The sequence below is a fragment of the Pseudomonas aestiva genome (assembly GCF_039908605.1).
Classification (GTDB): domain Bacteria; phylum Pseudomonadota; class Gammaproteobacteria; order Pseudomonadales; family Pseudomonadaceae; genus Chryseomonas; species Chryseomonas aestiva.
Map to the genome: position 1 here is coordinate 2,643,973 of NZ_CP150916.1, position 21,343 is coordinate 2,665,315.

20 protein-coding genes and 1 other RNA gene are annotated in these 21,343 nt (G+C 68.8%); 20 read left to right on the forward strand and 1 reads right to left on the reverse strand.

Annotated features, from left to right (window positions below):
* The first annotated feature begins 2 nt into the window (after positions 1-2).
* The 18 genes from AABM56_RS12355 to AABM56_RS12440 all read left to right on the forward strand — a co-directional run bounded on the left by AABM56_RS12355 (position 3) and on the right by AABM56_RS12440 (position 17,864).
* Complete coding sequence (locus tag AABM56_RS12355; RefSeq protein ID WP_133860705.1) at positions 3-1,610, forward strand: carboxyl transferase domain-containing protein; 1,608 nt, start codon at positions 3-5, stop codon at positions 1,608-1,610.
* 3 nt (positions 1,611-1,613) lie between these two features.
* A complete protein-coding gene (locus AABM56_RS12360) occupies positions 1,614-2,414 on the forward strand; it encodes an enoyl-CoA hydratase-related protein (protein ID WP_133860706.1) in 801 nt (266 codons plus the stop codon).
* Positions 2,411-4,345 carry an acetyl/propionyl/methylcrotonyl-CoA carboxylase subunit alpha gene (locus tag AABM56_RS12365; RefSeq protein WP_133860707.1) on the forward strand — a complete coding sequence of 645 codons (1,935 nt, stop codon included), beginning with the start codon at positions 2,411-2,413 and terminating at the stop codon, positions 4,343-4,345. Before AABM56_RS12360 ends, AABM56_RS12365 begins: the two co-directional genes overlap by 4 nt.
* Entirely contained in the window at positions 4,342-5,256 is a 915-nt protein-coding gene (locus tag AABM56_RS12370) for a hydroxymethylglutaryl-CoA lyase (protein WP_133860708.1), read from the forward strand. Before AABM56_RS12365 ends, AABM56_RS12370 begins: the two co-directional genes overlap by 4 nt.
* 79 nt (positions 5,257-5,335) lie before the next feature.
* The gene (locus AABM56_RS12375) at positions 5,336-6,370 is read left to right on the forward strand and encodes a LacI family DNA-binding transcriptional regulator (protein WP_133860709.1); all 1,035 of its coding nucleotides are present in this window, start codon (positions 5,336-5,338) and stop codon (positions 6,368-6,370) included.
* 148 nt (positions 6,371-6,518) lie between these two features.
* Positions 6,519-7,874, forward strand: coding sequence for an MFS transporter (locus tag AABM56_RS12380; RefSeq protein WP_133860710.1), 1,356 nt, complete (start codon positions 6,519-6,521; stop codon positions 7,872-7,874).
* Positions 7,875-7,892: 18 nt separating this feature from the next.
* Entirely contained in the window at positions 7,893-9,251 is a 1,359-nt protein-coding gene (gudD, locus tag AABM56_RS12385) for a glucarate dehydratase (protein WP_133860711.1), read from the forward strand.
* 205 nt (positions 9,252-9,456) lie between these two features.
* Positions 9,457-10,167, forward strand: coding sequence for a YfdX family protein (locus tag AABM56_RS12390; protein WP_347883284.1), 711 nt, complete (start codon positions 9,457-9,459; stop codon positions 10,165-10,167).
* A gap of 129 nt (positions 10,168-10,296) precedes the next feature.
* On the forward strand, positions 10,297-11,973 hold the full coding sequence (gene mdcA / locus AABM56_RS12395; RefSeq protein WP_133860713.1) for a malonate decarboxylase subunit alpha: 1,677 nt from the start codon (positions 10,297-10,299) through the stop codon (positions 11,971-11,973).
* Positions 11,973-12,830 carry a triphosphoribosyl-dephospho-CoA synthase gene (locus AABM56_RS12400; RefSeq protein ID WP_133860714.1) on the forward strand — a complete coding sequence of 286 codons (858 nt, stop codon included), beginning with the start codon at positions 11,973-11,975 and terminating at the stop codon, positions 12,828-12,830. Before mdcA ends, AABM56_RS12400 begins: the two co-directional genes overlap by 1 nt.
* The gene (locus AABM56_RS12405) at positions 12,830-13,144 is read left to right on the forward strand and encodes a malonate decarboxylase subunit delta (RefSeq protein ID WP_133860715.1); all 315 of its coding nucleotides are present in this window, start codon (positions 12,830-12,832) and stop codon (positions 13,142-13,144) included. Before AABM56_RS12400 ends, AABM56_RS12405 begins: the two co-directional genes overlap by 1 nt.
* Entirely contained in the window at positions 13,137-14,003 is an 867-nt protein-coding gene (locus AABM56_RS12410; protein ID WP_347883285.1) for a biotin-independent malonate decarboxylase subunit beta, read from the forward strand. Before AABM56_RS12405 ends, AABM56_RS12410 begins: the two co-directional genes overlap by 8 nt.
* The gene (gene mdcE, locus AABM56_RS12415) at positions 14,000-14,815 is read left to right on the forward strand and encodes a biotin-independent malonate decarboxylase subunit gamma (RefSeq protein ID WP_133860717.1); all 816 of its coding nucleotides are present in this window, start codon (positions 14,000-14,002) and stop codon (positions 14,813-14,815) included. Before AABM56_RS12410 ends, mdcE begins: the two co-directional genes overlap by 4 nt.
* A gap of 11 nt (positions 14,816-14,826) precedes the next feature.
* On the forward strand, positions 14,827-15,462 hold the full coding sequence (locus tag AABM56_RS12420; protein ID WP_263259382.1) for a malonate decarboxylase holo-ACP synthase: 636 nt from the start codon (positions 14,827-14,829) through the stop codon (positions 15,460-15,462).
* Positions 15,459-16,394, forward strand: a complete 936-nt coding sequence (gene mdcH / locus AABM56_RS12425; protein WP_133860719.1) for a malonate decarboxylase subunit epsilon — start codon at positions 15,459-15,461, stop codon at positions 16,392-16,394. The genes AABM56_RS12420 and mdcH overlap by 4 nt, the downstream gene beginning before the upstream one ends.
* 116 nt (positions 16,395-16,510) lie before the next feature.
* Positions 16,511-16,945 (forward strand): malonate transporter subunit MadL, encoded by a 435-nt coding sequence (gene madL / locus AABM56_RS12430; RefSeq protein WP_347883286.1) that lies wholly within the window; start codon positions 16,511-16,513, stop codon positions 16,943-16,945.
* Between the two features lies 1 nt (position 16,946).
* Positions 16,947-17,711 carry a malonate transporter subunit MadM gene (gene madM / locus AABM56_RS12435; protein WP_133860721.1) on the forward strand — a complete coding sequence of 255 codons (765 nt, stop codon included), beginning with the start codon at positions 16,947-16,949 and terminating at the stop codon, positions 17,709-17,711.
* Between the two features lie 61 nt (positions 17,712-17,772).
* A non-coding RNA gene (locus AABM56_RS12440) (sX9 sRNA) lies at positions 17,773-17,864 on the forward strand.
* Positions 17,865-17,867: 3 nt separating this feature from the next.
* Here AABM56_RS12440 and AABM56_RS12445 read toward each other — a convergent pair.
* Positions 17,868-18,776 (reverse strand): LysR family transcriptional regulator, encoded by a 909-nt coding sequence (locus AABM56_RS12445; protein ID WP_133860722.1) that lies wholly within the window; start codon positions 18,774-18,776, stop codon positions 17,868-17,870.
* A 133-nt stretch (positions 18,777-18,909) separates the two neighbouring features.
* Between AABM56_RS12445 and AABM56_RS12450 the strand changes: the two genes are divergently transcribed.
* Together AABM56_RS12450 and AABM56_RS12455 are read left to right on the forward strand one after the other, a co-directional pair.
* Entirely contained in the window at positions 18,910-19,809 is a 900-nt protein-coding gene (locus AABM56_RS12450) for a LysR substrate-binding domain-containing protein (RefSeq protein ID WP_347883287.1), read from the forward strand.
* 188 nt (positions 19,810-19,997) lie between these two features.
* Positions 19,998-21,314 (forward strand): MFS transporter, encoded by a 1,317-nt coding sequence (locus AABM56_RS12455; protein ID WP_133860724.1) that lies wholly within the window; start codon positions 19,998-20,000, stop codon positions 21,312-21,314.
* The last annotated feature ends 29 nt before the right edge of the window (positions 21,315-21,343 follow it).

Sequence of the window (21,343 nt, forward strand, 5' to 3'; positions counted from 1 at the left end):
TAATGACCGTGCTGACCTCCACGCTGAACCGGCGCACCCCGGACTACCAGCGCAACGCCGCCGCCATGGCCGCGCAACTGGCCCGGCTCGACCAGCTGCTGGCGCACATCCGCGAAGGCGGCGGTGCCAAGGCCCAGGCGCGCCATACCGCGCGCGGCAAGCTGCTACCCCGCCAGCGCATCGATCTCCTGCTGGACCCGGGCTCGCCCTTCCTGGAGATCGGCGCCCTGGCCGCCCTCGACGTCTACGAGGAAGAGGTACCCGCCGCCGGGGTGGTGGCCGGCATCGGCCGCATCGAGGGCGTCGAGTGCATGATCATCGCCAACGATGCCACCGTGAAAGGCGGCTCCTACTATCCGCTGACGGTGAAGAAGCACCTGCGCGCCCAGGCCATCGCCCTGCAGAATCGCCTGCCCTGCATTTATCTGGTGGATTCCGGCGGCGCCAACCTGCCCCGCCAGGAAGACGTCTTCCCCGACCGCGAGCACTTCGGGCGGATCTTCTTCAACCAGGCGACCATGAGCGCCCAGGGCATCCCGCAGATCGCCGTGGTCATGGGCTCCTGCACCGCCGGCGGCGCCTATGTGCCGGCCATGAGCGACGAGACCATCATGGTGCGCCAGCAGGCCACCATCTTTCTCGCCGGCCCGCCACTGGTGAAGGCCGCCACCGGCGAGGTGGTCAGCGCCGAGGAACTGGGCGGCGCCGATGTCCACTGCCGTAGCTCCGGCGTGGCCGATCACTACGCCGAGAACGACGCCCATGCCCTGGCCCTGGCGCGGCGCTGCATCGCCAACCTCAACTGGCGCAAGCTGGGCGAGCTGCAACTGAAGACGCCCAGCGCACCGCTGTATCCGGCCGAGGAGCTGCACGGCCTGGTCCCGGTCGATCCCAAGCAGCCGCTGGAGGTGCGCGAGGTGATCGCGCGGCTGGTGGACGGCAGCGTCTTCGATGAATTCAAGGCGCAATTCGGTACCACCCTGGTCTGCGGCTTCGCTCATCTGTACGGCCATCCGGTGGCCATCCTCGGCAACAACGGCATCCTCTTCGCCGAATCGGCGCAGAAAGGCGCGCACTTCATCGAACTGGCCTGCCAGAGACGCATCCCGCTGCTGTTCCTGCAGAACATCACCGGCTTCATGGTCGGCAAGAAATATGAAGAAGGCGGCATCGCCAAGCACGGCGCCAAGCTGGTTACCGCAGTGGCCTGCGCCCGGGTGCCCAAGTTCACCGTGATCATCGGCGGCAGCTTTGGCGCCGGCAACTACGGCATGTGCGGTCGCGCCTACGATCCACGCTTCCTGTGGATGTGGCCCAACGCGCGCATCGGCGTGATGGGCGCCGAGCAGGCAGCCGGGGTGCTGGTGCAGGTCAAGCGCGAGCAGGCCGAACGCATCGGCGAGGCCTTCGACGACGAAGAGGCGGCGCGCATCAAGGGCCCCATCGTCGAGCAGTACGAGCGCCAGGCCCATGCCCATTACTCCAGCGCGCGGTTGTGGGATGACGGGGTGATCGACCCGGCCCAGACCCGCGAGGTCCTCGCCCTGGCCCTGTCGGCCAGTCTCAACGCCCCGCTCGAGCCGACGACCTTCGGCATCTTCCGGATGTAGGCCATGACTGACTTCCACACCCTGGAACTGATCCGCGATCCGCGCGGCTTCGCCACCCTCTGGCTCAACCGTCCGGATCGCCACAATGCCCTGGATGCGCAGCTGATAGCCGAGCTGGGCACCGTGCTGGCCGAGATCGCCAGCGATCAGGAACTGCGCTTCCTGCTCCTGCGCGGCCGCGGGCGGCACTTCTGCGCCGGCGCCGACCTGGCCTGGATGCAGGCCTCGGCCAATCTGGACGCCGCCGCCAACCGCGCCGACAGCGAGCGGCTGGCCGAGGTGATGTATCGCCTGCAGGCCCTGCCGCTGCCCACCCTGGCGGTGGTCCAAGGCGCGGCCTTTGGCGGCGCCGTGGGCCTGGTCAGCTGCTGCGACCTGGCCCTGGCCGCCAGTGACGCCACCTTCTGCCTGTCGGAGGTGCGCATCGGCCTGGTGCCGGCGGTCATCGGCCCCTTCGTGATCCGCGCCCTGGGCGAGCGGGCAGCGCGGCGCTACATGCTCGGCGCCGAGCGCTTTTCCGGCGAACGCGCCGCCGAGCTGGGCCTGGTGGCCGAGACCGCCGCGGCCGCCGACCTGGAGGCCCTGGTCGAGGCCTGGATCGCCCGACTGCTGGACAACGGCCCCCAGGCATTGCGCGCCTGCAAGCGGCTGCTGGACGGCGCTGGCGAAGGCACACCCAGCGCCCAGGTGCGCTCGTTCACCGAGAGCCTGATCGCCGCCGTGCGCGTCACCCCCGAAGCCCAGGAAGGCCTGCAGGCCTTCCTGGAAAAACGTCGCCCCGCCTGGCAGGAGAACTCGCCATGACCTTCGACCGTCTGCTGGTCGCCAACCGCGGCGAGATCGCCTGCCGGGTGATGCGCACCGCCAAGGCCCTCGGCCTGGGCACCGTCGCCGTACACAGCGCCATCGATGCCGGCGCCCGTCACGTGCGCCAGGCCGACCAGGCGGTGGACCTGGGCGGGACCAAGCCGGCCGACAGCTATCTGCTGGGCGAGCGCATCATCGCCGCCGCCCTGACCACCGGCGCCCAGGCGATCCATCCCGGCTACGGCTTTCTGTCCGAGAACGCCGCCTTCGCCGAGGCGGTGGCCGCGGCCGGGCTGGTCTTCGTCGGGCCACCCGCGGCAGCGATCCGCGCCATGGGCAGCAAGTCCGCGGCCAAGGCGCTGATGACCGACGCCGGAGTGCCCCTGGTGCCGGGGTATCACGGCGAGGACCAGTCCCTGGCCAGCTTTCGCGACGCCGCGGCGCGCATTGGCTATCCGGTCCTGCTCAAGGCCACCGCCGGCGGCGGCGGCAAGGGCATGAAGATCGTCGAGCGCGAAGCCGACCTGGCCGAAGGCCTCGCCTCGGCCCAGCGCGAAGCGCGCGCGGCCTTTGGCGATGCGCGGATGCTGGTGGAAAAATACGTGCTGCAACCGCGCCACGTGGAGATCCAGGTCTTCGCCGACGGGCACGGCCACTGCCTCTATCTCAACGAACGCGACTGTTCCATCCAGCGCCGTCACCAGAAGGTGATCGAGGAAGCCCCCGCGCCGGGTCTCACGCCCGCGTTGCGCCGGGCCATGGGCGAGGCGGCGGTGCAGGCGGCCCAGGCCATCGGCTACGTCGGCGCCGGCACCGTGGAATTCTTGCTCGACGCCCGCGGCGACTTCTTCTTCATGGAGATGAATACCCGGTTGCAGGTGGAGCACCCGGTCACCGAGGCCATCACCGGTCTGGACCTGGTGGCCTGGCAGCTGCGCGTGGCCGCTGGCGAGCCCCTGCCCCTCACCCAGGCCCAGGTGCCGCTGCACGGCCATGCCATCGAGGTACGGCTCTATGCCGAGGACACCGACCAGGGCTTCCTGCCGGCCTCGGGCACCCTGCAGCTCTATCGCGAGCCGGCGGCCGGTCCGGGGCGGCGGGTGGACAGCGGCGTGGAGGAAGGCGACGAGGTGTCGCCCTTCTACGACCCCATGCTGGCCAAGCTGATCGCCTGGGGCGACAACCGCGAACAGGCGCGCAAGCGCTTGCTGGCCATGCTCGACGACACCGCAGTGGGCGGCTTCGCCACCAACCTCGCCTTCCTGCAGCGCCTGCTCGCCCATCCGGCCTTTGCCGCGGCCGAGCTGGACACCGGCTTCATCGAGCGTCACCGGGATGCCTTGCTGCCCGCACCCGGAGAGCTGACCGACGCCTTCTGGACATTGGCGGCCCAGGCCTGGCTGGCAACGCTGCCGGCCCATGCCGATTCGACGTCACCCTGGGCTTCCCGCCAGGGCTGGCGCCTGGGTGGGCCATCACTTGTCTCGCTACGCCTGGCCTGTCGCGGAGAGGTGCGCGCCGTCGCCCTGCCCGGTTCGGCGGCGGTCGAGCTGAATGGTGATCGCCTCCACTGGCAGGCCGAGGGCCTCCGCCAGAGCGCCCGCCTCCATCGCCGTGGGCAAACGCTGTTTATCGAGTGGCAGGATCGCCTCGAGGCCGTCACCTGGGCCGATCCGCTGGCCGAGGTCAAGCGCCAGGCCGATGCAGGCGGACTCACGGCACCGATGAACGCCAGCGTGGTCGCCGTACCGGTGGCCGTCGGCGACACCGTGGAAGCCGGCGCACCGCTGGTGGTGCTGGAGGCGATGAAGATGGAGCACAGCATCCGCGCGCCCCGTGCGGGCGTCGTGGCCGCGCTGTTCTGCAGCCCTGGCGAACTGGTGGCCGAGGGCACTGCCCTGGTGGAACTGGAGGAGGCCGCACCATGAGCGAGGCCCTGCCGTCCCGGGTGCGGGTGGTCGAGGTCGGGCCACGCGATGGCCTGCAAAACGAGCCCCGGGCGCTGGGCGTCGCCGAGCGCATCCAGCTGTGCAAGACGCTGATCGCCAGCGGCGTGCAGCATCTGGAAGTGGGCAGCTTCGTCTCGCCCCGCTGGGTGCCGCAGATGGCCGGGACCGCCGAGGTACTGGCGGGACTCGGGCGGCCGCCGGGCGTGGTCCGTTCGGTGCTGGTGCCCAATATGCAGGGCTTCGAGGCCGCCCTGGCGACGGGAGTGGATGAGATCGCCGTCTTCGCCGCTGCCTCGGAAGGCTTCTCCCAGCGCAACATCAATTGCTCCATCGCCGAGAGCCTGGCGCGCTTCGTGCCCGTGGTCGAGGGCGCGCGGGCGGCGGGCATTCGGGTGCGCGGCTATGTGTCCTGTGTGCTGGGCTGCCCCTACGACGGCGCGATCGCCCCGGACCAGGTGGCCAGCGTGACCCGCGAGCTGCTGGAGCTGGGCTGCGCCGAGGTCTCCCTGGGCGATACCATCGGCGTCGGCACCCCGGGCCGCACCCGGGCGCTCTGGCAGCGAGTCGGTCGGGAGGTGCCGCTCAGCCAACTGGCCGGGCATTTCCACGACACCTATGGCCAGGCCCTGGCCAACGTCTACGCCAGCCTGCTCGAAGGCATCGCGGTGTTCGACAGCTCCGTCGCCGGGCTGGGCGGCTGTCCCTATGCCCGGGGCGCCAGCGGCAATGTCGCCAGCGAGGACCTGGTCTATCTGCTGGATGGCCTGGACCTGGCGACCGGCGTCGACCTCGCCAGACTGGTCGAGGCCGGGCAGGACGTCTCCGCCCTGCTGGGTCGATCCAATCAGTCGCGGGTCGGCCGCGCCCGGGCGGCGCGAGCGGTCGACTAGCAGGGGCGCTGGCGAGCGCCCATGGCAACCGCCGGGGCTTGCTCCCATAATGGCGGCCTCTCTCACCCAAGGACCCGCTTTGGCCAGGAAGTCCCGACGCGAACTCGCCCAGCTCGATGGCACCACCGAGCTGCCCCTCACCGTGCGCGAGGTCGCCCTCGCCGCCGGGGTGTCGCCCATTACCGTGTCCCGGGCCCTGCACCGACCGAGCCTGGTGAGCGCCGCCACCCGCGAGCATGTCCTGGCCGTGGTCAAGGAGCTGGGCTACGTGCCCAATCTGCTGGCGGGCAGCCTCGCCTCCAGCAAGAGCCGGCTGGTGGCCATCCTCCTCCCCACCATCGCCAATTCCATCTATGCCACCGTGGTGCAGGCGATCATGGATCGCCTCACCGAGGCGGGCTACCAGGCGCTGATCGGTCCCACCGGCTATTCGCCGGAAAAGGAAGAGGAATTGCTGGAAGCCATCCTTGGCCGCCGCCCCGATGGTATCGTCCTCACCGGCACCCTGCACACCCCGGCCAGTCGCGCACGGCTGGCGGCGCTGAACATCCCGGTGGTGGAAGCCTGGGACCTGAGCGCCGAGGCCCTGGACATGCAGGTGGGCTTTTCCCACGAGCAGGTCGGCGTCGCCTTGGCGGAGCACTTCGTCGCCCGCGGCTATCGCCGCTTCGGGGTGATCTCGGTGGACGATCCCCGCGCCATGCGCCGCAACCTGGCCCTGCAGGCCCGCTTGGGGGCGCTGGGCATCCCCGAACTGCCCATGGAAGTGCTGCCGCTGCCCGCCACCTGGGAAGTCGGCCGGATCGGCCTGGCGCGCCTGCTGGAACGCTCCGAGCCGCCGGAGCTGGTGCTGTGCAGCTCCGACACCCTGGCCCTGGGGGTGGTCGCCGAGGCCAGCAGCCGCGGCCTGCGCATTCCCGCGCAACTGGCGGTGGTCGGCTTCGGCGACACCACCAATGGCCGCTTCGCTACCCCGGCGCTGTCCACGGTCAGCGTCAATGCCGACGCCATGGGCCAGCGGGTCGCCCAGGCGCTGCTCGACCGTCTCGCGGGCGAGCAGACCGCGGTGAGTCTCGATACCGGTTTCGCCCTGATCGAGCGGCAGAGCTCCTAGCGGATTTTTTGCACGCGGCCACAGATTTAGCGGTTGAATGATAACGTTATCTGTTTAATGATAGCGCTATCGTTGTCAGACGACTTACAACATAAGCCCGCTACACGATGTCAGCCCGCACACAAAAACAAACCAGTGGGAGCTCTCCATGCACGAAACCAAGCAGACGCGCGTCCGCTATCTGATCCTGTTCATGCTGTTCGTCGTGACCACGATCAACTACGCCGACCGCGCCACCATTTCCATCGCCGGCTCCGCCCTGCAAAAAGACCTAGGCATCAGTGCCGTCTCTCTCGGCTTCATCTTCTCCGCCTTCGGTTGGGCCTATGTGCTCGGCCAGATCCCCGGCGGCTGGCTGCTCGATCGCTTCGGTTCGAAGAAGGTCTATGCGGCGAGCATCTTCACCTGGTCGGTGTTCACCATGCTGCAAGGCTACATCGGTGAATTCGGCATCGGCACCGCGGTATTCCTGCTGTTCGCTCTGAGATTCATGGTCGGCCTGGCCGAAGCACCCTCCTTCCCCGGCAACGCCCGCATCGTCGCCGCCTGGTTCCCCACCAAGGAGCGCGGCACCGCCTCGGCGATCTTCAACTCGGCGCAGTACTTCGCCACCGTGCTGTTCGCGCCGCTGATGGGCTGGATTGTCTACCACTTCGGCTGGCAGCACGTCTTCGTGGTGATGGGCGCCCTGGGTATCGCCTTCTCGGCGGTCTGGCTGGCGGTGATCTACAGCCCCCGCGAACATCCTCGCGCCAATGCCGCCGAGATCGACTACATCGCCAGCAACGGCGGCCTGGTCGACCTGGACACTCCCGGCAAGAAGAGCGAAGGCCCGAAGTGGAGCTACATCGGCCAACTGCTGACCAATCGCATGATGGCCGGCATCTACCTGGGCCAGTTCTGCATCAACGCCCTCACCTACTTCTTCCTCACCTGGTTCCCCGTCTACCTGGTGCAGGAACGCGGCATGACCATCCTCAAGGCCGGCATCATTGCCTCCCTGCCGGCCATCTGCGGCTTCATCGGCGGCGTGCTCGGCGGGGTCATCTCCGACTACCTGCTGCGCCGCGGCAGCAGCCTGAGCGTGGCGCGCAAGACCCCCATCGTCGCCGGCATGCTGCTGTCGATGAGCATGATCCTCTGCAACTACGTCGACGCCGACTGGATGGTGGTGGGCTTCATGGCCATGGCCTTCTTCGGCAAGGGCATCGGCGCCCTGGGCTGGGCGGTGGTTTCCGACACCTCGCCCAAGCAGATCGCCGGCCTCTCCGGCGGCCTGTTCAACACCATCGGCAACCTGTCCTCCATCACCACCCCGATCATCATCGGCTACATCATCGCCGCCACCGGCTCGTTCAAGATGGCCCTGGTGTTCGTCGGTGCCAACGCCCTGGTGGCCGCCATCAGTTACCTGTTCGTCGTCGGCGAGATCAAGCGTGTCGAGTTGCGCGGTGTGCCCACGCCGCCCGCCGAAGCCCCGCTCGCCGCTGAAACCCCTCGCTGATCACCAAGGAGCCCGACCATGACGCAATTCAACGCCACGCCTGCCCTGCACACCGGCACCCCGGTGGTCACCTCGCTGGAAGTCGTGCCCGTCGCCGGCCAGGACAGCATGCTGCTTAACCTCAGCGGCGCGCACGGTCCCTACTTCACCCGCAACGTGCTGATCCTCAAGGACAACGCCGGTCGCACCGGCGTCGGCGAGGTGCCCGGCGGCGAGACCATCCGCCAGACGCTGGAAGACGCCCGCCAGTTTCTCATCGGCCAGCCGCTGGGCCAGTACCAGCGCATCCTCGGCCAGGTCCGCCAGGCCTTCGCCGGGCGTGATGCCAGCGGCCGCGGCCTGCAGACCTTCGACCTGCGCGTCACCATCCACGCCGTCACGGCCATCGAAGCCGCCCTGCTCGACCTGCTCGGCCAGCACCTGGAGGTACCGGTAGCCGCCCTGCTCGGCGAAGGCCAGCAGCGCGATGCCGTGGAGATGCTCGGCTACCTGTTCTATGTCGGCGACCGCAACAAGACCACCCTGGACTACCGCAGCGAAGCCGAAAGCGACGACGCCTGGTTCCGCGTGCGCAACGAAGAGGCCCTGAGCCCGGAGACCGTGGTGCGCCTGGCCGAGGCCGCCTATGACCGCTACGGTTTCAAGGACTTCAAGCTCAAGGGCGGCGTGCTCAGCGGCGATGCCGAGATCGAGGCGGTCACCGCCCTGGCCGAGCGTTTCCCCGAGGCGCGCGTGACCCTGGACCCCAACGGCGCCTGGTCGCTCAAGGAAGCCATCCGCCTGTGCCGTGACCAGCACCAGGTACTGGCCTATGCCGAGGACCCCTGTGGCGCCGAGAACGGCTACTCCGGTCGTGAAGTCATGGCTGAATTCCGTCGCGCCACCGGCCTGCCCACCGCCACCAACATGATCGCCACCGACTGGCGCCAGATGGGTCACGCCATCCAGCTGCAATCGGTGGACATCCCCCTGGCCGATCCGCACTTCTGGACGATGCAGGGCTCGGTGCGGGTGGCGCAGATGTGCAACGACTGGGGCCTGACCTGGGGTTCGCATTCCAACAACCACTTCGACATCTCCCTGGCCATGTTCACCCATGTCGCCGCCGCGGCGCCGGGCAAGATCACCGCCATCGACACCCATTGGATCTGGCAGGATGGTCAACGCCTCACCCGCCAGCCGCTGGAGATCAAGGGCGGCCTGGTCGCGGTGCCGCAGCAGGGTGGCCTGGGCGTGGAGCTGGATCTGGACGCCCTCGCCCGCGCCCACGAGCTGTACAAGACCAAGGGCCTGGGCGCGCGGGACGACGCCATGGCCATGCAATTCCTCTCGCCCAACTGGACCTTCGATAACAAGAAGCCCTGCCTGGTGCGCTGAGGCGCCCCAGCCCGCCAGCAGCGCCCGCTCCGGAATCTCCGGGGCGGGCGCCGCTTCCGTTTCAGCGTCCGACACATCGGATTACACCTACCGATAGCCTCCTAAGCGATCGTTAAGCTTACCGGATCGACACTGACCCCAAGGTATCTCGCAGCCCCGCCCGATACCCCGCGGTTCCAGTCACTTTCGTATCCGGGAGAAGCACATGAACCTCAATCGTCGTATCGCCAAGAGCCTCCTCGTCCTGAGCATCGCCTCGGTGTTTTCCACCGCCGCCCTGGCCGACACCCGACCCGATGTCGCCACCCAGCAGGTCGCCACCCTGCCGGCGATTTCCCAGCAGGGCCAATCGGCCTTCAAGGACGTGATCGCCGCGCGCCAGGATCTCTTCGAAGGTCACGTCGATCAGGCCAAGCAGCAGCTGGGTGCCGCCGAGAGCGCCCTGCAAACGGCCCAGACCGACAAGACCGCCTATCTCAAGTCGGCCAAGGACCTGCGGGGTCAGGACGGCAAACTCATGCAGGTCTCCGCGCAGGAGGCCAAGGCCACGTCCTGGCTGCCGATCTGGAGCGGTACGGCGCTGCGTGACGACTATGTCGCCACCCCGGCCAAGAATCAGGCCGTGGCCCAGGCCAACACCAAGATCCAGCAGGGCGACACCCAGGGCGCCGGCGCGATCCTCAAGGTGGCCGGGGTCGACGTGGACTACTCGACCGCGGTGCTGCCGGCCCAGGAAACCTTGGACCTGGTGCACAGGGCCAACCAGGAGCTGGGCCACGAGCAATACTGGCAGGCGAACCTCACGCTCAAGCAGGTGCAGAACAGCCTGAGATTCGACAACGCCAATGTCGACGTGACCCCCACCAGCTGGTTCTCCAGGACCACCACGATCTTCACCCCGGTCGACAGGACCTGAGCGGGTCGCAGGCACCTGAGTTGAACGGAATCGTTAACTTCAGCGTAACGATTCCGTCCTCAGGTTGATTGAACGCCCGGCAGTCGAGGTCTAGGGTGATTCCACGACAGGTGATTCGTGGAGAACCCAATGACAACGACATCCTCCCCACCGGCTCGGATCGCCAGGCGCCGCAGCGACAAGCAGCAGCGCCTGGACCGGGTGGCCACGTTGGCCGATGGCAAGGTGCTGCCCACCGCCTCCATCGTCGCGGCCCTGGAACAGCTGCTGGCCCCCGGCGACCGGGTGGTGCTGGAAGGCAACAACCAGAAGCAGGCCGACTTCCTCTCCCGCAGCCTCGCCCAGGTCGATCCGGCCCGGCTGCACGACCTGCACATGATCATGCCCAGCGTCGGTCGCGCCGAGCACCTGGACCTGTTCGAGCGCGGCATCGCCCGCAAGCTGGACTTCTCCTTTGCCGGCACCCAGAGCCTGAGGATCAGCCAGCTGCTGGAGGACGGGCTGCTCGAAGTCGGCGCCATCCACACCTACATCGAACTCTATGCCCGGCTGCTGGTGGACCTGATTCCCAAGGTGGTACTCAGCGCCGGCTTCATGGCCGATCGCGCCGGCAATATCTACACCGGCCCCAGCACCGAGGACAGCCCGGCGCTGATCGAGCCGGCGGCCTTCAGCGACGGCATCGTCATCGTCCAGGTCAACCAGCTGGTGGACGACGTGTCCGAACTGCCGCGAGTCGACATCCCCGCGGACTGGGTGGATTTCGTGGTGGTGGCCGATCGGCCCTTCTATATCGAGCCGCTGTTCACCCGCGATCCTCGCCACATCAAGCCGGTGCACGTGCTGATGGCGATGATGGCGATCCGCGGCATCTATGAACGCCACCAGGTGCAGTCGCTCAACCATGGCATCGGCTTCAACACCGCGGCCATCGAGCTGATCCTGCCCACCTACGGCGAGCGCCTGGGCCTCAAGGGCAAGATCTGCCGGCACTGGACGCTCAATCCCCACCCCACGCTGATCCCGGCCATCGAGAGCGGCTGGGTGGAAAGCGTGCACTGCTTTGGCACCGAACTGGGCATGGAGGGCTATATCGCCCAGCGCCCGGACGTCTTCTTCACCGGTCGCGATGGCTCGCTCCGCTCCAACCGGCTGCTCTGCCAGCTGGCCGGTCAGTACGCCGTGGACCTCTTCATCGGCGCCACCCTGCAGGTGGATGGCGACGGCCATTCCTCCACCGTGACGCGGGGTCGCCTGGCCGGCTTCGGTGGCGCGCCCAACATGGGCCATGATCCGCACGGTCGGCGTCACCCCACCCCGGCCTGGCTGGACATGCGGCAGCAGACCGGCGACGGCGCACCGGCCCTGCTCGAACGCGGCAGGAAGCTGGTGGTGCAGATGGTCGAGACCTTCCAGGAAGGCGGCAAGCCCACCTTCGTCGACACCCTGGATGCGGTGGACGTCGCGCGCAAGAGCGGCATGCCGCTGGCGCCCATCATGGTCTATGGCGACGACGTCACCCACCTGCTCACCGAGGAAGGCATCGCCTATCTCTACCGCGCCCGCTCCCTGGAAGAGCGCCGCGCGATGATCGCCGCCGTGGCCGGGGTCACCGCCATCGGCCTGCGCAGCGATCCGGCCGAGGCCCGCCGCCTGCGCCAGGAAGGCCTGGTGGCCCTGCCCGAGGACCTCGGCATCCGCCGCACCGATGCCAGTCGCGAGCTGCTCGCCGCCAAGAGCATCGGCGAGTTGGTGGAATGGTCCGGCGGCCTCTATCAACCCCCGGCCAAGTTCAGGAGCTGGTGATGCGCGCCCTCGCCCGCCGTACCTCATCGCCCGCCGAGCGCCTGGCCGAGTGGGCCGTATCCGCCCTGGTGGACGAAGCCGAACTCTCGCCCAAGCCGGCCCTGGTGGATCGCCGCGGCCAGGGCGCCCACAGTGATCTTAGCCTTGGCCTGATGCTGACCTCGGCCCAGGCCCTGCAGCCCTGTTTCCAGGCCATGGCCGAAGCCGCCGAGCGAGGGCTGCCCGCCGCCGAACTGCGCCGCCTGATCGGCCAACTGGGGCGTGACGGCGAAGCCGCCATGCTGCAGGTCACCCACGGGGTCAACACTCACCGCGGCGCCATCTGGGCGCTGGGGCTGCTGGTGACGGCGACCGTGCATGAACGTCCGACTTCCGCCCAGGCGCTGTGCCTGGCGGCCGGGCGCCTGGCCAGCCTGCCCGATCCGGACGCACCCCAGGCGGCGCCCAGCCATGGCCAGCGCGTCGCCCAGCGCTATGGCGTCGGCGGCGCCCGGGCCGAGGCCGCCGCGGGCTTTCCCGCCATCCACCAGCGCGGTCTGCCGCAGTTGCGCGCCAGCCGCCAGGCCGGTGCCGGCGAACAGAACGCTCGCCTGGATGCGCTCCTGGCCATCATGACCGCGCTGGACGATACCTGCGTGCTGCACCGGGGCGGCCCGGCGGCCCTCACCACCATGCAGCAGGGCGCCCGCGCCGTGCTGCAGGCCGGGGGCAGCGCCAGTCTCGCCGGGCGGCGCCAGCTGCTGACCCTGGATCGCCAGTTGCTGGCCGCCAACGCCTCTCCCGGCGGCGCCGCCGATCTCTTGGCCGCTACCCTTCTCGTCGATCGCCTGGAGCCATGGCTCCCTGGAGACCTCTGATGGAACACTTCACCTGCCGCTATCCGGCCAGCCAGCGCCGCCAGGGCCGTGCCCTGGTGGGCTGCGTCGGCTCGGGGGACCTGGAAGTCCTGCTCGAACCCGCCAACGCCGACTTCACCCTCAAGGTGACCACCTCGGTCAACGGCAGCGAACCGCGCTGGCGTGCCCTCTTCGACCGGCTGTTCGCCACCCGTGAGGACCTGCCCGCCCTGACCCTCGACATTCATGACTTCGGCGCCACCCCGGGCGTGGTGCGCCTGCGCCTGGAGCAGGGTCTGGAAACCCTCGACCTGGAGGACAGCACCCATGGCTGAAGCCACCCTTCCCGATGTCCAGGAGCTGCTGCACAGCCGCAGCTTCGTCGAACTCGGCGCCCGCGAGCGGGCCCGTGTGGTGCTCGATGCCGGCAGCTTTCGCGAGCTGGTCGGTCCCTTCGAACGGCTGATGTCGCCGTGGCTGCCCAAGCAGGGCATCGTCTGCCAGGCCGATGACGGCGTGGTGGTGGCCAAGGGGCTGATCGACGGCCAGCACGCGGTGGTCTGCGCCATCGAGGGCGCCTTCCAGGGTGGCAGCATGGGCGAAGTGGGCGGCGCCAAGATCGCCGGTGCCCTGGAGCTGGCGCTGGAAGACAATCTCGCCGGCACCCCGACCCGCGCCGTGCTGCTGCTGGAAACCGGCGGCGTGCGCCTGCAGGAAGCCAATCTGGGGCTGGCCGCCATCGCCGAGATCCAGGCGGGCATCGTCGCCTTGCGCGCGCACCAGCCGGTCATTGGCGTCATCGCTGGCAGCGTCGGCTGCTTTGGGGGCATGTCCATCGCCGCGGGTCTGTGCAGTCAGCTGATCGTCACCCGCGAGGCCCGCCTGGGACTCAATGGGCCCCAGGTGATCGAACAGGAAGCCGGCATCGAGGAATACGATTCCCGCGACCGCCCCTTCATCTGGAGTCTGACCGGCGGCGAACAGCGGGTCGCCACGGGCCTGGCGGATGTCTTCGTCGCCGACGACAGCGCCGCCGTGACCGCCGCCATCCGCCAGGGCTTCACCCAGGGCGTTTCCGCTCCCCTGCGCAGCCAGCGGGCCGATCATTACCTGGCGCGCCTCGCCGATCTCGACACCCGTCCCCAGGCGGACGCCGCCGCGGTCCGCCACCTCTATGCCGGAGACCAGCCATGAGCACCCAGCCTTCGCAACGCGGCCTGACCTGGTTCCAGGCCCTGGTCGGCCAGGGTGAGGCCGTCGCCGGCCTGCCCGCCTCCCTGCGCGTCGCCGACCTCGAACTGGCCGGACGCCCCGCGCGCTGGCTGGCGGTGGTAGCGGATGCCGAGAATCCCTTTCCCCGGGCCCGCCAGGGCGAGGTCGGTCTGCTGGAGGGTTGGGGCTTGGCCCGAGCCATTCAGCAGGCCATCGCCGAGGATGCTGGCGCCCAGGTGAAACGCACCCTGATCGCCCTGGTGGACGTGCCCAGCCAGGCCTACGGTCGCCGCGAGGAAGCCTATGGCATCCACCAGGCCCTGGCCGGAGCCGCCGGGGCCTACGCCGAGGCGCGCCTGGCCGGCCACCCGGTACTGGGCCTGCTGGTGGGCAAGGCCATGTCCGGCGGCTTTCTCGCCCATGGCTACCAGGCCAATCGCCTGCTGGCCCTGCGCGATCCCCAGGTGCAGGTGCATGCCATGGGCAAGGCCTCGGCCGCGCGGGTCACCCTGCGCAGTGTCGAGGAGCTGGAACGCCTGGCGGCGGACATCCCGCCCATGGCCTACGATCTGGACAGCTATGCCTCCCTGGGCCTGCTCTGGCGCCAGCTGGAAGTGGCCCAGCCCGACCAGCCCTCGACCGCAGATCTGCAGCAGGTACGCCAGGCCCTGGCCGAGGCCCAGGCTGATGTGCTCGCCAGCGGCGCCACCGATCTCAAACTGCGGCTGGACGGCGCCAATCGCGCGGCCTCTCGCGCAGTACGCGAACGCCTGCGGGCGGGATGGCGCGCGTGATGAGCGGGCGCATGGCGGGATCGTTGGGCGAAGCCCAACACCGCCCTCACGACCTCCTCTGGGGCCTCACCCCGGACGCCTTGCCCGCGCGCGCCCCCAGTTGGGCCTGCCAGGTTGCCCAAGCCGGCCTGCCCGTCGTCGTCCGCCGCGCGACACCTGAGCCCGGCCGCATCCCGGTCGGCCTGCGCGGCACCACCCGCGCCGAGCGGCTGGCGGCCTGGCTGGCGCCTGCTGTCGTGCTGCAGCGGCGGTCTCCCGAGGCGCTGCGGATCACGAACGGCTGCCGCGATCTGCCCGTCTTCGAAACCCTGGCCCGCCTGCACACCCGGTTGGATGACCTGGGCCTGCCCTGGGGCCCCACCGGCGCCGCGGGTTACGAACTGGCCTCCGGCTGGCCGGCGCTGCATGCGGGGAGCGATCTGGATCTGCTGATCCGCTGTGCAGCCCCGCTGTCACGCGAGCGGGCGCGGGCCCTGCTGGCGTCCCTGCACGGGCAGGCGCGATGCCGCCTGGACATCCTGCTGGAGACTCCACTCGGCGGCGTGGCCCTGGCCGATTGGGCCGGAGACGCCCCACGCGTGCTGCTCAAGACCGCAGCCGGTCCCCAGCTGGTAGGCGATCCCTGGCCGGAGGCGCGCGCCGCATGAGTACCCTCTTCCAATTTCCCGGCCAGGGCGCCCAGCGTTCCGGCATGCTGCATGGCCTGCCCGACGACGCCGAGGTCCGGCGGACGTTGGCGGAAGCCGCCGCGGTGCTGGACATCGATCCCTTGAGCCTGGACTCCGCCCAGGCCCTGGAACATACCCGCGCCGTGCAGCTCTGCCTGCTGATCGCCGGCGTCGCCACGGCGCGCCTGCTGCTGAACCGCGGACCGGCGCCACAGCTGGTGGCCGGTCTGTCCATCGGTGCCTATGCCGCGGCGGTGGTGGCCGAGGCCCTGGACTTCGCCGACGCACTGCGCCTGGTAGCTCGTCGCGGCGAATTGATGCAGGCGGCCTACCCGTCCGGCTACGGCATGCTGACGATCCTGGGCCTGGGGCGTGGCGCGGTGGAGAGCCTGGTCGCTGACCACCACCGTCCTGCCGCGCCACTGTACCTGGCCAATGCCAATGCCGAGCAGCAATACGTGGTCGCGGGCAGCGATGCGGGACTGGCCGTGCTGGCCGAAGCCGCGCGCGCCCAGGGTGCCGCGGCGGCCAAGCGCCTGGCCATGAGCGTGCCGTCCCACTGCCCGCTGCTCGCCGAAGCCGCCCAGACTCTTGACCAGGCCTTTGCCGAGGTCGAGCTACGCGCGCCCCGGCTGGCCTATCTGAGCGGTACCTCGGCACGACGGCTGGTGCGTGCCGAGCAGTTGCGCGACGAACTGGCCTTCAACATGGCGCGGCCCATCGAATGGCACGCCACCCTGGAAGCCGCCCGCGAGCGCGGCGTGCGCCTGGCCATCGAACTGGCGCCGGGCAGCGTGCTCAGCCAACTGGCCAGGCGCGTACTGCCCGCCAGCGGCGTACTGGCCTGGCAGGATACCCACCCCGAAACCCTGGACGCGCTGCGGCGCGAGGAGGCGGCGCGACCGGACTGAACATTCCCCATACGGCGGCTGCCCTCACCCCAGCCCTCTCCCTGAGGGAGAGGGGGTAAAAGCGCGAGCAGCGGTCAGGCTTCACCCCATCCCAAGCCCAACCGAGGACAACAACAATGATCATCTACGGTGTAGCGCTTCTGGCCGTCTGCATGCTTGCAGGCGTCATCATCGGCGACTTCCTGGGCGTCCTGCTCGGGGTCAAGTCCAATGTCGGCGGGGTAGGCATCGCCATGCTCCTGCTGATCTGCGCCCGGCTCTACATGGAGCGGCATGGCGGCATGAGCAAGGAATGCGAATTCGGCGTCGGCTTCTGGGGCGCGCTGTACATCCCGGTGGTGGTGGCCATGGCCGCCCAGCAGAACGTGGTCACCGCCCTGCATGGCGGACCCGTGGCAGTGCTGGCAGCCGTTGGCGCCGTGGGTATCTGCGGGGTGACCATCGCCCTGATCAGTCGCAGCCATCGCGGCGAACCGCTACCCCCATTGCCGGACGCCGCCGTGGCACCCACGCCAGCGGGCGCCCATACCGCGCCGGTCGGAGGTCGCTAGGATGAACGACATCGTCACCAAAGCCCTGCAACACAACGGCCTGGTTGCCGCCTTCGCGCTGATCGGCCTGATCATGTGGATCTCGGTGGTCCTCTCCCGCCGGCTGACCTTTGGCCGGGTGCACGGCTCGGCCATCGCCATCGTCATCGGCCTGGTGCTGGCCTGGGTCGGGGGCACCGTCACCGGTGGCCAGAAAGGCCTGGCCGACCTCGCACTGTTCTCCGGTATCGGCCTGATGGGCGGCGCCATGCTGCGCGACTTCGCCATCGTCGCCACCGCCTTCGAGGTCCAGGCCACGGAGGCGCGCAAGGCCGGAATGATCGGCGCCGTGGCCCTGCTCCTCGGCACCATACTGCCCTTTATCGTCGGCGCCGCGGTGGCCTGGGCCTTCGGCTACCGCGACGCGGTGAGCATGACCACCATCGGCGCGGGCGCCGTGACCTACATCGTCGGCCCGGTAACCGGCGCCGCCCTGGGTGCCAGCTCCGACGTCATGGCGCTGTCCATCGCCACCGGCCTGATCAAGGCGATCATCGTCATGGTGGCGACACCCGCTTCGGCGCGCCTGCTGGCGCTGGATAATCCGCGCTCGGCGATGGTCTTCGGTGGCCTGGCCGGTACCGTCAGCGGCGTCACCGCGGGACTCGCCGCCACCGACCGCCGACTGGTGCCCTATGGCGCCCTCACCGCCACCTTCCACACCGGTCTGGGCTGCCTGCTGGGACCATCGCTGCTGTTCTTCTGCGTGCGGGCGCTGATGGGCTAAGAGCAACTAGTAAACCTACTGCGCGTCCGCCAGACGGGCGCGTGCAGTGCTCGGAATCCTCATGTACCGCTCGTACACTCGTGCGCGAGCCCGGTGCGGTTCCTGCGCGCCGCGCGCACCCGCCTGACAGCCGCTCGCTACGCTTTACTAGCCGCTCTAAGAACGCGCGTACATCCGGCATTCGGCGACGAAGGCCAGCAGATTGGGATCGCGCTCGCGGCTGCGCAGGAACACCGCGCCAATGCGCTGCTGCAGCCGGTAGCGCGGTGCCAGGGGCAACAGCTTGAGGCGACTCTGATAGACCGCCTCGACCCGCCCGGGCAACAGCGCGTAGCCCACCCCGGAGCTGACCATGCTCATCAGCGAGAAGATGTCGTTGACCTGCATGATCACCTCCGGCTCGAACCCGGCCTGGGCGAACACCTGGCGGCCGTCGCGAAAGGTGGCGAAGCCCTGGGTCAGGGTCACGAAGGGCACCCCCGCGAGGTCGCGCAGGTCCACCTCGGCCTGGTCGGCGAAGGGCGAGTCGCTGGGCGCGGCGAGAAAGATGTCGTCACTGAACAGCTCGACGCTCTCGCAGTCGGCATCCACCACGGCGTCGTCCAGCGCCACCAGCATGGCGTCCAGCTTGAAGTCGTGCAGCTGCACGGCGAGGTCGGCGTTGGAGCCCAGCACCAGGTCGATGTTGAGTTCGCTGCGCCTGAGCTTGAGGCCCATGATCAGCTGAGGCACCGTCTTGACCGTCAGCGAATAGAGCGCGCCCAGGCGAAAGCGATCGGCCGAAAAGCCGGCGGCCTGCCGGGTGAGCCGTACCGTCTCGGCCAGATCCTGCAGCAGTCGCTCGGCGCGGGCCTCCAGTACGAAGGCGCCGTCCAGTGGCGTCAGGGTGCGCCCCTCGTGCTTGAACAGCGGACAGCGCAGGGCGTTCTCCAACGAATGGATGGCGCGGTGCACGCTGACATGGCTGGTACCCAGCTCGGCGGCGGCCCGCGCCAGGTTCCGGCTGCGCATGAAGGCCAGGAAGATCTCCAGCTTGCGCAAGGTGAGTTCATCGGTATCGGACATGGCGGCCAGCGGGCGGTGGAAGACAGCTGCCCACCTTGCCCGGATGGGCGGGCGGCGTCGAGTCCCGGCCCGGACTGGTCGTGAACGCTGCCAGGCCGTACCCTGCCCTGGCCCCGAAACAGGTCTGGGATCTATGCAACTGGAATGGCTGGAAGACTTCATCGAATTGGCCCGCACCCGTAGTTTCTCGCGGGCGGCGGAAAACCGTTTCGTCACCCACCCGGCGTTCGGTCGACGTATCCGAGCCCTGGAAGACTGGTGCGGAGCTCCGCTGATCCGTCGTCAGCAGCCCATCAGCCTGACGCCCGAGGGCCTGCTGCTGCTGGAAACGGCGCGCGAGGTGGTCGACCGGCTGAGCGAATGCCGCTCGCTGTTCCAGGGCACCGCCCTGCAGCGCGAGCAGCCGATCCGCATTGCCACGGGCCGTACGCTGGCCAGCGACTTCTTTCCAGAATGGTACGACAGCCTCAGTGCGCGCTTCGGAGAGTTTCCCGTCTCGCTCATTACCAGCGGTGCCCAGGAAGCCATCAGCCGACTGGATGCGGGCGATGCCGATCTGATGCTGATCTTCAGCAGTCCGCTGACCGAACGACTGCTCGATCCGGTACGCTTCGACACCCTGGTCATCAGCCAGGACGAGCTGCTGCCGGTCAGTGCGCCGGATGCCAGCGGGCAACCCCGCCACCGTCTGGACGATGCCGCTCGCGTCGTACCCTGGCTGGCCTTCGCACCGTCGCTGGCGCTGCGTGGTGTCCTGGCCCGGCATCTCGCCCGCCTGCCGGGCAAGCTGGCCATGCGCATGATCTACCAGGCCGACTCCTACCCCGCCATCCACCAGATGGCGCGGCGCGGCCACGGCCTGGCCTGGCTGCCCCGCATGGTGGTACGCGAGTCCCTGGCCCAGGGCAGTCTGGTGCTGGCGGGATCGGCCAGTCTGGTCGCCACCTTCGACATCTGCCTGCACCGGCTGCGCGGTCGCCACGATGAACGCCTCGAACGCATCTGGCAGACCCTGGCGGAAACTGCCTCATAACGGTGCACGGCGAAATAATCGGCTCCAGGCATTCGGCCAGCACGCAGGCTCTTGAGCCCCTGTGCCCACTTGGCCCTCAGTTGTGCCGAAACGGCAATTGAGCCACTGCCCAACCATGACCCAAGGTTGAACCTCACTCGTGAAGGCGCCGCCACCCTCGGCCGCGCTCCGCCAAGGGGAACCAGGCCATGTCGCACTCCATATCGACCCTTGCCAGCGCCGAGGCTGGCACACCAGCCCGGCGCGGCTCCTGGAAGGAAATCTGTGCGGCCGGCATCGGCAACGCCCTGGAATTCTACGACCTGCTGATCTACGGCTACTTCGCCGTCATCATCAGCCGGCAGTTCTTTCCGGCGGAAAATGAAACCACCTCCCTGCTGCTGAGCGTGGCCACCTTCGCCATTTCCTTCATCATGCGGCCTCTGGGCGCCGTGGTACTGGGCTCCTACACCGACCGCCGCGGTCGCAAGGCCTCGCTGACCCTGTCCATCGCCCTGATGATGATCGGCACCCTGCTGATGACCTGCGTGCCCACCTACGGCCAGATCGGCCTGCTGGCGCCGCTGATCGTGATCATCGCGCGGATGCTGCAGGGCTTTTCCAGCGGCGGCGAGTTCGGCGCCTGCACCGCCTTCATGGCCGAGAACGCCACCGAGGGTCGGCGCGGCTTCTTCGCCAGCTGGCAGCTGTCCACTCAGGGCCTGGCCACGGTCTTCGCCGCTGGCGTAGCGGCGGTCCTGAGCTATGTGCTCAGCCCGGCGCAGCTGGACGACTGGGGCTGGCGCCTGGCCTTCGGCATCGGTCTGCTGATCGGTCCGATCGGCCTCTATATCCGCCGGCAGATGGATGAAACGCCTGAATTCAAGGCGCTGGCCCGCCGCGAAGGCCCGGAGCCGACCCCAGTGCGGGATCTGCTGCAGGCCGACTGGCGCGTGCTGCTGCTGTGCATCGGCGTGGTGTCCGGCGCCACTGCCTTCAACTACGTGCACAAGCTGTACATGCCCACCTACGCCATGAAGCAGCTGCACATCGCCGCCACCTCCTCCTTTCTGGGCGCCTTCATCACTGGCCTTGCCATCATGCTGATGTCCCCGGTGTTCGGCATCCTGTCCGATCGCTTCGGCCGCCTGCGGGTGCTGGGCATCGCCATGACCCTGGTCGGCCTGTCGTCCTACCCCCTGTTCCTGCTGCTCAACGCCCTGCCCTCCATCACCACCCTGCTGCTGGTGCAGGCGCTCGTGGGCGTCTTGATCGCCGCATCCCTCGGGCCGATCCCGGCCATGCTGGCCGACGCCTTTCCCACCCGCACCCGCGGCTCGGGCCTGTCGCTGAGCTACAACTTCTCGGTCACGGCCTTTGGCGGCTTCGCCCCGTTGGTGGTGACCTGGATGATCAACAGCAGTGGCGACAATCTGGCCCCCAGCTATTACGTGATGGCCACCGCTGCCCTGAGCCTGGTATCGATCCTGGCGCTGACCCGCGCCCGGCGCCACGTCCCGTCCTGATCCACCGCCGGGGCCCGGCCCCGGCCTGC